Source organism: Amycolatopsis kentuckyensis (genome assembly GCF_002155975.1).
GTDB classification, from domain to species: domain Bacteria; phylum Actinomycetota; class Actinomycetes; order Mycobacteriales; family Pseudonocardiaceae; genus Amycolatopsis; species Amycolatopsis kentuckyensis.
This window is the reverse complement of the sequence record NZ_MUMI01000023.1, coordinates 1-12820: the sequence shown is the minus strand read 5'-3', so window position 1 is coordinate 12820 and position 12820 is coordinate 1. Positions and strand designations below refer to the sequence as shown.

The 12820-nt window shown below is 71.6% G+C and carries 7 protein-coding genes; 2 read left to right on the top strand and 5 right to left on the bottom strand.

Translation table 11 applies throughout. The features are described from left to right. Positions 1-78: 78 nt before the first annotated feature. Positions 79-1515 carry an RICIN domain-containing protein gene (locus tag CCN39_RS01885; protein WP_244210578.1) on the bottom strand — a complete coding sequence of 479 codons (1437 nt, stop codon included), beginning with the start codon at positions 1513-1515 and terminating at the stop codon, positions 79-81. 20 nt (positions 1516-1535) lie between these two features. Further along, positions 1536-2894 (bottom strand): glycoside hydrolase family 43 protein, encoded by a 1359-nt coding sequence (locus tag CCN39_RS01880; protein WP_086838068.1) that lies wholly within the window; start codon positions 2892-2894, stop codon positions 1536-1538. 288 nt (positions 2895-3182) lie between these two features. Here CCN39_RS01880 and CCN39_RS01875 point away from each other — a divergent pair, with 288 nt between their 5' ends. Beyond that, positions 3183-7232: a family 43 glycosylhydrolase gene (locus tag CCN39_RS01875; protein WP_086838067.1), complete on the top strand. Its 4050-nt coding sequence runs from the start codon at positions 3183-3185 to the stop codon at positions 7230-7232. A 139-nt stretch (positions 7233-7371) separates the two neighbouring features. Continuing rightward, a complete protein-coding gene (locus CCN39_RS01870) occupies positions 7372-8067 on the top strand; it encodes a protein kinase domain-containing protein (RefSeq protein WP_086838066.1) in 696 nt (231 codons plus the stop codon). Here CCN39_RS01870 and CCN39_RS01865 read toward each other — a convergent pair. The 3 genes from CCN39_RS01865 to CCN39_RS01855 all read right to left on the bottom strand — a co-directional run bounded on the left by CCN39_RS01865 (position 8052) and on the right by CCN39_RS01855 (position 12619). Beyond that, entirely contained in the window at positions 8052-9380 is a 1329-nt protein-coding gene (locus CCN39_RS01865; protein ID WP_086838065.1) for a jacalin-like lectin, read from the bottom strand. The two genes, CCN39_RS01870 and CCN39_RS01865, sit on opposite strands and share 16 nt — an antisense overlap. After that, positions 9377-11209 carry an autotransporter-associated beta strand repeat-containing protein gene (locus CCN39_RS01860; RefSeq protein WP_244210577.1) on the bottom strand — a complete coding sequence of 611 codons (1833 nt, stop codon included), beginning with the start codon at positions 11207-11209 and terminating at the stop codon, positions 9377-9379. The genes CCN39_RS01865 and CCN39_RS01860 overlap by 4 nt, the downstream gene beginning before the upstream one ends. 171 nt (positions 11210-11380) lie before the next feature. Then, a complete protein-coding gene (locus tag CCN39_RS01855; RefSeq protein ID WP_086838063.1) occupies positions 11381-12619 on the bottom strand; it encodes a COG1470 family protein in 1239 nt (412 codons plus the stop codon). Positions 12620-12820: the final 201 nt, after the last annotated feature.

Sequence of the window (12820 nt, the reverse complement as noted above, 5' to 3'; positions counted from 1 at the left end):
TGGCGGCCCCAAACGTGAAGGAGTTTCGCAAAAAGTTACCGAGCAGTCACCCCGTCGTCAAGAGCCGAAAGGAGCCGTTCAGGCCGCCTTCCGCTGCCACTGCTGGTTCGTCACGCCGGTACACGGGTACTGCTTCACGGCGGCACCGTCGGCCGTCGACGCGGACACGACGTCCAGGCACTTCCCGCTGTGGCGCGCCACCCACCGGACGTACCCGCCGCTGACCGACTGGGCCTGCCACTGCTGGTTCGTGCCGCCGTCGCACGTCCACTGCACCACCGCGGCACCGTCCGCCGTCGAGCCGTCCGAGACGTCGAGGCACTTCCCGCTGTGCCGGGCGATCAGGGTGACGTAGCCGTCGCCGGTGTCGATCGCACTCCACTGCTGGTTCCCGCCGGTGTTGCACGTGTACTGCGTCAGCGCCACCCCGTCGTTCCGCGAGGAACTCGGGATGTCGGCGCACTTCCCGCTGTGCCGGGCCACCAGCGTTTCGTACGCGCTGCCGGTGCCGACACCCGCGACCACGCCGGTCGCCGCGTCGACGCTCACCTTCGGGTACCAGCTCATCGCCATCGTGGTGGCGCTCGGGAACGAGAGCGGCAGCCACACGTACCGCGACTCGTTGACCGGGCGCTGCCAGGCACCGGCCCAGCGGTCGCCCAGGTAGAGGTACGAGGTCGCCTGCGAACCCTGCACGGGCAGGACGTACGCGGTCTGGCTGCCGAAACCGGTGGCGTCCCCGACGTTCGACAACCCGCTCCACGTGCCCGTGACGCTCGTGGCCGTGGCGTACTTCTGCTGGTTCGGCTGCCAGCCCGTGGCGCCCGAGGTGAGCAGGAAGTAGACGCCGTTGCGCTTGAACATCGCCGGCGCCTCGCGGTACGAGCCGGGCCACAGCGTCTGCACCAGCGCCGAGACACCGGTGTAGTCGGCGGTGAGCCGGTACACGTTCAGGTCGGCGTTCTCGCGGGCCGCCGACGCCATGTACGCGGTTCCGTCGTCGTCCTTGAACAGCGTGATGTCCCGCGACATGTGGGTACCGAGCGGGCGGAAGCTGCCGCGGTAGGTGTAGCTGCCGTCGACCGTCGAGGAGGTGGCCACGGCCGCGCGCGCTTCGGCGTAGTCGTCGCCGTTCTCCTTGTGCATCCACATCACGTACTGACCGGTCGAGCTGTTGTAGATCACCTTCGGCCGTTCGATCTTCGCCCGGCCCAGCTCGGCCGCCGACGACTGCGTCAGCACGTCGCCCCGGAACTCCCAGGTCTTCAGGTCGGTCGAGCGGTAGGCCGAGACGGCGCGGAAGGTGTCGTCGGCGTTGCGGTTCTCGCCGAACCAGTAGTAGTACGCCCCCACCTTGAGCATCCCGCCGCCGTGCGCGTGCACGAGGGCGCCGGAGGTGTCGGTGAACTGGCTCCCGCCGGTCACCGTCACCGGCGCGGCGTGCGCACCGGGCGCGCCGAGCAGCAGGGTGGCGAGCACGAGCAACGACAAAACCGCGCCACGTCGTCGTAGCATGACGGCTCCTTCGCAAGCTGTCAGTAGCCGACGCGGAAAGTCGCGTCCTGCTTGTCCACAGTGGAGGACGTGCTGCCGAGGGGGTCGATCCGCAGCACGTAGTCGTAGTGCCGGAGGTAGCGGTCGGGGAAGTTGTGCGAGCGGAAGGACGACCAGCTCCCGTCGGCGAGCCCCGCCGTCTGGTGGAAGGTCGCGTCCGCCTTGAACGCCGCCGAGCCGTCGTTCGCGGCGAGGCGCAGTTCGTAGTTGCTGTGCCGCAGGTACCGGCCGGGGTAGTTGACGGACTCGAACGACACCCCGGCCGTGTCGGCCAGGCCGGGCACCAGTTTCCAGAGCTGGTCCTGGTAGGGGTCGAACGGGTAGGCGTCGATGCGGCCCACGGAGTTCGCGTGCCGGACGTAGCGGTCCGGGAAGTTGTAGGACTTGAGCCGCCGCCACGCCGGGGCACCCCACTGCGTGACGAGCGCGGACCGCTCGGCGGCCGTGATCGGCGTGATCCCGGGGTGCTTGGAGTTCAGCGGCTGCGTGTAGGCGCGGTCGTTCAGCAGCGTCCAGTTCCCGGCGGCCACGTCGGTGCTCTCCCAGCAGAAGAACCGGCCGTTGGGACTCCACGTGTCGCCCCACAGGTACCAGCGGTTCCCCGACAGCGCGGGCACGATCTGCGGCGCCTCCACCCCCCGCCCGGGTGAGATTCCGGTCTTGTACGTGGTGAAACCGCCGGCGGCGAGGGAGCCGGAGCGCTGGCCGACCAGGGTGCTGTTCGTGTTGTTCTTGACGTAGAGGTAGTTGACGCCGCCGATGGTGGCCATCGTGCCGTCGATCGTCGCGTGGCCGGGGTCGAAGAACACCTGCGGCGCACTGACCGTCGCGAAGTCGGTGGTGTAGTTGACCATGATGACGTCGTGGCCGCCGTAGGCCGCCGAATAGATGATCGCGTACTGGTTGCGCGAAGGGTCCCAGAACGCCTCGGGCGCCCAGCTGTGCGTGGCCATCGAGTGCAGCTTGACCCGCCGGTAGCCGGTGAACCCGCGCAGGTCGGCGGAATCCCAGACGTGGACGTACTGGTTCTGCAGCGACCAGTCGGTGCCCTTGAGGTCGGTCGCCAGCACCACGAACCGGCCGTCCTGCTTGCGCAGCACGAAGGGGTCGCGCAACCCGCCGGTGCCCGCCGTCGGCGTCACCACCGGGTTGTTCTGGTTGAGCGGCACCCAGTCGAGGCCGTCCACGCTGACCGCCAGGTGCAGCCCGTAGTCGGCGCCGGTCATCGACGGCGACTCGGTGAAGTACGCCATGACGTAGGCGCCGGAGGCGGCCTGGGCGGAGGCGGCGGCTCTGCTGCCGAGCACGCCGGCGACCGCGGCGGCCGCCGTGCCCGCCATCAGTCCTCGTCGACTGATCATCGTCCACCCATCTCATCGTCGAGCGCGGGGCACCAGAAGGATTGTTAGCGCTAACAAGCCGTCGTAGTGTAAGTGACCCGCGCCACAGGGTGTCAAGGGGCCGATTGTCGGGACGCGGGACACCACCAGGCAAAACAGCCAATTGACCCCGCGGGGATGGGCAGCTATGTTAGCGCTCACTCCGCGCCCGGCGACCGTTCCCAGGTCCCGGAATCAGCCGCATCACCTTTTCCCGCGCCGTCGGCGCCCACCTCCTGGAGAACCGGTATGCCCGTTCGACTCTCGGCGACGACGTCGTCGCCGAAGTTCTTCCGGCGGTCCCGCCCGCTGACCGCGGTCCTCGCCACCCTCGCCGTCGCCGCGGCGTCGACCACCGTCTGGGCCGCTTCCGGCCACGCGGCGACCCTGGACGACGGCCTGGTCGTCCGCTACGACCTCACCGGCGACTCCGGCACGTCCGTGCCCGATGCGTCGGGGCACGGACGTGCCGCCACCGTCAGCGGTGACACCACGTGGCAGGGCGACGAAGGGCTGCGGCTGGGCGGCACGAACGGGCACGTCCGCCTGCCGGACAACCTCATGCGGGATCTCACGGACATCACGGTTTCGGTTCAGGTGAACGTCGCGGCCGACCAGGGCACGCCGTACTTCCTGTGGGGCTTCGGCAACACGACCGGCGGCGCCGGGAACGGCTACCTGTTCACCACCGGCGACTCCTTCCGCGGCTCGATCGCCTCCGGCAACTGGGCCACCGAACAGACCGCGGACGCGGGCCGCAACCTCGCGCGCGGCAGCTGGCGCACGATCACCTACACCCTCGGCGGCGGGACCGCGGTCCTGTACGAGGACGGGATCGAGGCCGCCCGCAAGACCGGCGTCACGATCACGCCCGGCTCGATCGGCGGCGGCACCACGACCGCCGACTACCTGGGCCGGTCGGTCTACGACGGCGACAAGTACCTCAAGGGCAGCGTCCGCGACTTCCGCGTCTACGACCGCGCGGTGACCGCCGACGAAGCCCGCGCCCTCGGCGAGCGCACCGCCGCCGGGCGCGCGACGGCCGACGCGGCCGCCCTCGACCTCGGCGACACCTCCGCCGTCACCGACAACCTCACCCTGCCCAGGACGGGCCCCGGCGGCTCGGCGATCGCCTGGACGTCGAGCAACCCGGCCGTGGTGTCCGCGACCGGCGTGGTGACGCGGCCCGCGCCCGGCGCCGGCGACGCGAAGGTGACCCTGACCGCGGCCGTCTCCTACGCCGGCCAGAGCGCGAGCCGCTCCTTCACCGTCACCGTGCTGCAGGACATCACCGACCGGCAGAAGGTCGACAACGCGCTCAAGGACATCGTCCTCCCGGATCAGGACGCGATCCGCGGCAACATCACGCTGCCGGTCAAGGGCGCCCGCGACGTCACGCTGACCTGGCGCAGCCAGGATCCCCGCGTCGTCACCGCCACCGGCGAGGTCACCCGGCCCGCGGCCGGTGCGCGACCGGCGAAGGCGCATCTCACGGTCCGCGCGACGAAGGGCCACGCGACGGCGGAGCGTTCCTTCACCCTCACCGTCCTGCCGCTGCCGAAGAAGGAAGCGCTCGAGGGCTACATGTTCGCCTACTTCACCGGGGAGGCGACGCAGGACACCGAGCAGATCCACTTCGCGGCCAGCCGCGGGAACGACCCGCTGCACTGGGACGAGCTCAACGGCGGCCGTCCGGTCCTGCGCTCGAACTACGGCGAGACCGGCGTGCGCGACCCGTTCATCGTCCGCAGCCCGGAAGGCGACCGGTTCTACATCGTCGCCACCGACCTGCAGATCAACGACGGCCGCGGCTGGGACCAGGCGCAGCGCCACGGCAGCCAGTACCTGGAGATCTGGGAGTCGACCGACCTGGTGACCTGGTCGAACCAGCGGCACGTCCGGGTCTCCGACGACACGGCCGGCATGACCTGGGCGCCCGAGGCGACCTACGACCCGACGATCGGCGCGTACGTCGTCTACTGGGCCACCAGCCCGTACGCCCCCACGGACGTCAACCACACCGGCGCGACGTACCCGCGGATGATGTACGCGACCACCCGCGACTTCCGGACGTTCAGCAAGCCCCAGGTGTGGAACGACCCCGGCGAAGGCGTCATCGACTCCACCGTCATCAAGGACGGCGACTACTACTACCGGCTGACCACCGACGGCAAGGTGATCGGCTCCTGCGAGCGCGACATCGTGCTCGAGCGGTCGAAGAACCTGCGCGCGGTCGACCTCCCGACGACGAAGCCGCGCAACTGGGAGCTGGTCAGCGACTGCATCCGCACGAAGCTCGGCACGGACTGGGTGGAAGGCCCGACGGCGTTCAAGTCCAATGACGGCAGCAAGTTCTACGCCTTCATGGACGAGACGCCCCGGCGCGGTTACGTCCCGTTCGTCACCGACTCGCTCGCCAAGCCGAACTGGACGATCCCGGCCGAGTACCAGCTCCCGAAGAGCCCGCGCCACGGCACGGTGCTGCCGGTGACCAAGGCGGAGCTCGCCCGGCTGCGGCAGGGGCCGCCGCCGGTCAGCGCCGACGCGAAGGGCGTCGTCGCCGACTACGACCTCACGGCGGCGGGCCGGGGCGACACCGTCACCGACGTCTCCGGGAACGGGCGGGACGCCTCGATGCACGGCGGTGTCACGCGCTCGGCGGACGGGCTCGCCTTCGCGGGCAAGGACGGCTACGTCGCCCTGCCGAACAACCTGATGAGCGGCCTGAGCGGGATCACGGTGTCGGCGCAGGTGTGGGTCGACCCCGGCCAGCAGACGCCGTACTTCCTGTGGAACCTGGGCAACAGCACGAACAACGTCGGTGACGGCTACCTGTTCGCCACCGGGGACACCTACCGGGCCGCGATCGCCGCGGGCAACTGGTCGACCGAGGAGAACGCCGACAGCAAGCGGGCGCTCACCCGCGGGGCCTGGCACACGCTGACGTACACCTTGGCGAACGGCACGGCACGCCTCTACGACAACGGCGTCGAAGTGGCCCGTGTGGACGGTGTCACGGCGAAGCCCGGCGACCTCGGGGCGGGCATCACGACGTCGAACTACCTCGGGCGGTCGGCCTACGGCGCCGACAAGTACTTCCAGGGCAAGATGCGGCGGTTCACCGTGTGGAACCGCGGCCTGACGGCCAAGGAGGTGCTCGGCGCGCCGGGCAACGAGACGGCCGTCGGCTCGGTGACCCTCGATTCCCTCAAGGTGCCGGCGATCGTCGACAGCGCGAAGGGCACGATCGTCCTGCCGGTGAAGCCGGGCACGGACGTGCGGCGGCTCGCGCCGGTGCTGCAGGTGGCCGACGGGACGCAGGTGTTTCCCCACAACGGTTCGCGGCAGGACTTCACCGGCCCGGTCGGCTATTCGGTCGTCGGCGCCGGCTGGCAGCGGCGGACGTGGACGGTCAGCGCGGTGGTGATGAACAGCCCGGTCCTGCCCGGCTTCAACGCGGACCCGAACATCGTCCGCTTCGGCGACACGTACTACATCTACGCCACGACGGACGGCTACCCCGGCTGGTCGGGCACGTCGTTCGACGCCTGGTCCAGCAAGGACCTCGTCACCTGGACGCGGCACCCGAAGATCCTCGACCTCGGCCCGGACGTGTCCTGGGCGGACAGCCGGGCGTGGGCGCCGACCATCACCGAGAAGAACGGGAAGTACTACTTCTACTTCTGCGCGGACGCCAAGATCGGCGTCGCGGTGTCCGACTCCCCCACCGGCCACTTCACCGACGTGCTGGGCAAGCCGCTGGTCGCGGCCAACCCGGCGGGCGGCCAGGCGATCGACCCGGCGGTGTTCACCGACGACGACGGGCAGACGTACCTGTACTGGGGCAACGGCAGCGCCTACGTGGTGCCGCTGAACCCGGACCTGACGTCGTACGACCCGGCGAAGATCACCCGCCTGACCGGCCTCGACGGCTTCCGCGAGGGGCTGTTCATGACCAAGCGGGCCGGCGTGTACCACCTGACGTGGTCCATCGACGACACGGGCAGCGAGAACTACCGCGTCGGCTACGCGACCGCCACCAGCCCGCTGGGCGCCGGGCTGGTGAACCGGGGCGTGATCCTGGAGAAGGACCCGTCGCTCGGGATCCTGGGCCCGGGGCACCACAGCATCGTGCAGGTGCCGGGCAAGGACGAGTGGTACATCGCCTACCACCGGTTCGCGATCCCCGGTGGGGACGGCACGCACCGGGAGGTGACGATCGACCGGCTGCGGTTCGGTGCGGACGGGACCATCGCGAAGGTGGTGCCGACGCTGGGGAGCGTGCGGCCGCTGAAGTAGGCGCCCGGACCGGCGCCCCGGGGCCGTCCCGGGGCGCCGGTCCACCCGGCTGGGGGAAATCGAGTCGATCAAGCGAACCGGATCCGCTTTCCGGCCGTATCTCCCAGCAGGACGGTGGACGACACGGAGGGACGGCGACGTGGCGCGCGAAGGGACACTGATCGGCGACCGGTACCGCCTGCTCGGCCCGGCCGGGCCGAGCACCGTGGTCTGGCACGCCCAGGACGAACGGCTCGACCGGATCGTCGCCGTCAAGCCGTTGTTCGACGAGCCGCCCGCGGTGCCCGCCATCCCCGCGCCGCGGGCGGCCATCTGTGACGTCGTCGACGACGACAGCACCACCTACCTCGTGCTCGAGTACCCCGGGGCGCGGACGCTGACCGAGCTGCTCGACGAACACGGCACGCTCGCCCCCGGGCTCGTCGCCCGGTTCGGTGCCCAGCTGGCCGCCGCTCTGGCCGCCGCGCACGACGAAGGCGTCCTGCACGCCGCCGTCGATCCGGACCACGTCGTCGTCTCCGCCGAGGGCCACGCCGGGATCGTGAGCGGCGGGAACGCCCTGCGCGCCTTCCTCGCCCCCGAGGTGCTCGACGGCGGCTTCCCCGACTTCCCGGCCGAGGTGTACTCCCTCGGCGCCACCCTCTACGCCGCGGTGGACGGCGAGCAGCGCCACCCGCTCACCGAGGCCGTGCTGCGGCTGCTGCACCCCGACCCCAACGCGCGGCCCACCATGGCCGCCGCCGAAGAGCTGCTGAACGGCGTGACGCCCCGCCGTCCGGGAACACCGGACCGCGGGGCGCCTCGACGGCTCGCCGCCGATTACCGCTGCGTGTAGACGAAGCCCACCTTGTCGACCTCGGCGCCGGTGCGCCCGTGGAAGCCGGCGATCTGCCAGCCGTCCGGGGCCGTGCGGGTCACGCAGTCACCGGTGGTCGAGCCGCCGGCGAGGACGCGGCCGAGGTTGGTGGTGAACCGGGCCGAGAAGATCCGGGTCGTGTTGCTGTACTTGCCCTGGCACAGGGTCGCCGTCGTGACGTACTCGCCGGTGCCCAGGGTGAGCGACGCCGCCGTCCCGCCCGTGCCGCCGTGGGTCAGGGTGGTGCCGTTCTCCAGGGTCACCCCGACCTGGTCGACGCGGCTGCCGCTGCGCAGCGACAGCGTCCGCACCCGGGCCCCCGCGGGCACCGCGGGGACGTCGGTGAAGTAGTCGCCGTGCGGGCCGCCGTACTGCTCCGACAGCTGCAGCGCCGGGTTGCGCGTCCAGGTGAAGCGCACGGTGATCGGGTCGTGGTCGGACAGCATCCGGCCCTGGTCGTCGAGGAACTTCGCGTGCTCGTTGTTGTAGAAGGTCGCGTCGAGGTTCACGAGCTTGCTGCTGCGGTAGAGCACCTTGTCGACGACCTCGCAGTCGTTGGTGACCGCGGCCGGGTCGCACACCAGCGCCGGGCTGCCCGGGGCCGGCGCGACCCCGCCGCGCACGAGCTTGACCCATGCGTCGGTGAGGCCGTTGTCCGCCCCGAACTGGGCGATCGTGTCGGCCGCGCGGGTGTAGCGCGTGTTGGTGTCGCCCATGACGACCACCGCGTTGCCCGCCGAGTGCGCCTTGATGAACGCGGTCAGCTGCGCCAGGTTCGACGCCCGCGAGGCCTGGTCGCCGTCGTTCGTCCCGGCGTTGGTGTGCGCGTTGTAGAAGTCGACGTACACGCCTTCGGCCAGCCGCACCCGCATGAAGGTGAAGCCCTTCGGGGTCAGGCAGTCGCCCGAGTCGAGCTGGCACGACGTCCAGCGGACGCGCTCGAAGTCGTCGGCGTCGTACGGCAGCGAGGACAGCGTGTTCAGCCCGCTGCCGATCCCCGCGCCGCCGCTGGTGGGCGTGCGGTACGGGTGCTGGTCGGCCGCGTAGAGCTTCGCGTGGTAGTTGAAGTCCTCCTCGACGTGGACGACGTCGTAGGGGCCGAGCCGCTGGCCGATCGCCGTCGTCGCGGGGTCACGCGGCGTCGGCGCGCTCGAGATGCTCTCGGGCAGGCCGGCGACGTTGTAGGCCAGCACCGAGAAGCTGCCGCCGCCGTCGGCGGCCTGCGCGGCCGCCGGGCTGGCCACAGTGGACGCCGCGGCGACGAGTGCCAACGCGGCGATGCGTTTTCTCACGAGAACTCCCGCAGGATTCGGACGGACAAACCGGTGGACGTGTAACGCGGAACCACCCGGTACCCCGGGCGGTCGACTCGGATGGCGGCGAACCGGCCGCGCAGCCGCCGCGCGCGCAGGACGTCGACCTCGTGCCACGGGCAGGAGCCGTCGACCCGGAGCTCCAGGACGCTGCCGCGCTCGAGGGTGGCCTCGCCGCGCACGAGAAGGGCCGGCCCGGCGGCGACGGACAGCGTGCCGCCGGTCTGGTGGTAGCCGCCCGCGCGGAGACCGGACGCGCGCAGCACACCGCCGGCGAGCTCGACGGTGCCGGTGCCGAGCGCGCCCGGCGCCGCCGCGACCAGCGTGCCCGCCTCGACGCGGGTGCCGCCACGGTAGCTGTTGGCCCCGGCGAGCGTCAGCGTTCCGGTGCCCGCCTTGACGAGCCCGCCGTCGCCGCCGATGTCGTTGCGCCAGCTGTCGTTCGCGCTGAACCCGCCGCGCGCGGCGTCCATCGTGACGCGGACACCGGCGTCGAACGCGCCGAAGCCGTCGGCCGCGGCGAAGAGGTTCAGCCTGCCCCACAGCTCCGGGCCGTCGAGCAGCGGGTTCCCGCCCGGGAACGCCGTCGTGCGCAGGACTTCCCGCCGCTGCGCCGGGTCCAGGTACGGCAGGCGGGTTTCCAGGAGCACCTCGGCCCCCTTGGGGACGCGCATCGCGGCGCGCGCGGCCCGGTCCGGCAGGCCGTAGGTCGCCCGCCGCGCGACCATCGCGGCGTTGGCCCGGCGGTCGCCGTATTCGTCGGTGCCGGTGTGCGCCCGGGCGAAGAGCGTGTCGGGAGTCGTGCCGGTCTTGGCGGTGAAGTACTTCAGCGCCTGCTCGCGCGCCGCCGCCTTGAGCGCCGCGTTCTCCGGGTCGGCGAGCGTCGCGGCGGTGAGCGCGGTGGCCAGGGTCCGGCCGCTGATCACGTCCACCGGCGAGTGCATCCCGGCGACGATCCGCGTGTCGGACAGGTCGTAGGCCCGCGCCACCAGTTCCTGGAACCGCTCCGGGACCGCGTAGGCCAGTGCCAGGCAGGCCAGGTGGAACGCGTTGGTGTGGCCGCTGGGGTAGCCGCCGTCTTCGGCCGGGGTCGTGCTGCGCTGCCGCAGCAGCTGCGGTGCGACGACCACGTCGGACCGGTAGACCGGGAACCCGAGGGCGTCGACCCGGCCGGTGTCCTCGACCCGGCTGTCGGCGGTCAGCCGCCACGGCCGCGGGTACTGGTAGGCGGCCTTGCTCGGGTTGCCGGAGGCGAAGTTGCCGCGGACGGTGTCCACGAGCGTGGCCACCAGGCCGAGCTCCGAGTCGTGCGCACCGGCGCCGAGCGCCGAGCCCGCCGGGGCGTTCGCCGGGACGGCGTCGTCGATCTTCGCCGGCGGCGTGCCGTCGGGGGCGGCGGTGATGCTCGTGACGGCCTTGGCCCCACTGCGGTAGAGGTCGGTCAGGGGGCCGAGGCCGCCGATGGCGGCGTAGGACTGGTGCTGGCGGTCGTAGACGAACGCGCGCTTCGCCTCGGCGTCGGTCCGGGCGCGGGTGACGGCGACGCAGTGCCGGACGTTCGCGCGCAGCACCGCCGCGTCGAGCACGACCCCACTGTCCCAAGTGGATCCGGTGCGCCAGACCCGCTGCATCCCGCTCAGGATCCGCACCGCCGCGTTGGTCTCCGGGGTGTGGTTGGCCGGGATGTTGGTGCGGTAGGAGTCGACGAACGCCGCTTCCTCCGCCCAGGCGGGCACGCCCAGCACGGCGGGCAGGGCAGCGGCGGTGGGGACGAGCGCGGACCAGCGCAGGAAGGTTCGCCGGTCCAAGGGAGCGAGGCTCAACTGGTTCTCCTGGGAAAGGCCCGCGCGGCGGAAATGCGCGCGGGGAATTCACTGCGGGAATGATCAGCGCCCGGGAGACCACGGTCAAGGAGCGTCCGGAGTAATTCGCCGGGCAGTAACCTGTTATTTTGCGAAAATACCGTGAATTCGACGAATTCACTCGATCCGGACTTCGACGGCGGGGCTGTACGCGAGCCGGCCGTGGGCGGTCACGCGGACGAGGACCCACCAGTGCGCGCCCGGCCGCGCGGTGTGTCCCGCGTGGACGGTGAGCGGCACGGTGCCGCTCGCGCCGGCGGCGAGCCGGAACGGCTGGGCCCGCGGGCCGATCGTCACCGCCTCCGCCCAAGTGCCGAACGGGCTGATCGCGGTGATCCCGCCCCGGATCTCGCTCTGGGCCAGGTTCGTCAACGACACCGGCAACTCGGCGCTCCCGCCCGGCCCGAGGGTGATCGGCCCGTGCGGGAGTCCGACGTCGACCAGGTCGTCCCGCGGTGGCGGCGCCCCGACCAGGATTTCCGCCGTGTCTTCGAGGATTTGCCCGCCGTCATCGGAAATCCGGGCGGCGACCAGGTACCGGCCGGGCGTCTCCGGGCCCTGTACTTCGACCGCTGTTTTCGCGTGCTCTCCGGGCTGCAGGTCGTAGTCCAGCTCCGGCGCCGGGCCGGTCCGCCACCCCGGTGGCAGCTCCAGTTCGACCCGGCCGCGGCCCGGGCGGCCGCTGCAGCTCACCGTGACGTCGAACCGGGCCCGCCCGTCGGCGAGCTTCAGCCGGGTCGGCGTCACGTGCACGCTCACCGGCAGGTTGCCGACCGGCGCCGGACCTTCGTTGTGCAGCCAGTACCGCGTGGGGACCGGCTGCACGGGTTCGGTGGCGATTTCCCGGCCGGTTCCCCACCGGATGACGGGTTCCAGCCGCAAAGTGGCCACGTCGGCGGCACCCAGCTCGACGTGTGCGCGGCCGTCGTCGACCGTCACCGGCTCGCCGCGTTCTTCGAGCAGATCGGTCCGCCAGGCCGACCGGATCCCGCCGTGCAGCGCCACGGACGCCGTGACCGGCGACCCGGTCGATTCGTACACCCGCAGGGTGATCGCGTCCGCCGGCGGGATCACCGCACCCGAAGCCAGGGGGTTGCCCGCGGGTTTCGCCGCCGTCAGCACGACCTCGGCCGGTTCGACCGCGATCAGGCTCAGCGCGGGTGGCAGCGGGCCCGGGGTGGGCGGCACCGGACGGGCTCGCAGCGGGTGCGCGGCTTCCTGCGCGCCACGCGGGAATCCGGCGTCCCGCCAGTCCCCTTCCCCGGCGACGATCGCGAGGTCGAACGTGTGGGTCCAGTGCTGCCAGGCGAAACTCGAGCCGTCCGGTGCGGTCCGGCGGTCGCCGTCGATCCACACCTGCCGTGGTTGACGACGGCGGCGGAGTAGCTGTCGGCCGGCTCGGCGGTGCTCCCCAGCCCGTCGGGAACCCGCACGTGGAGGGTGGGTTCCGCGCGGAGTTCGGCGACGGCGGCCTTGACGTCGTCGAGGATCACCACCGGCAGGTCCCGGAGGCCGCGCAGGTCGGCGTCGGGCACCCAGGCTTCGCGCCGGGTCCGG

Coding starts and splice junctions, on each gene's coding strand:
- CCN39_RS01875 (WP_086838067.1), top strand. CDS start 3,183: ATGCCCGTTCGACTCTCGGCGACGACGTCGTCGCCGAAGTTCTTCCGG.
- CCN39_RS01885 (WP_244210578.1), bottom strand. CDS start 1,515: ATGCTACGACGACGTGGCGCGGTTTTGTCGTTGCTCGTGCTCGCCACC.
- CCN39_RS01880 (WP_086838068.1), bottom strand. CDS start 2,894: ATGGCGGGCACGGCGGCCGCCGCGGTCGCCGGCGTGCTCGGCAGCAGA.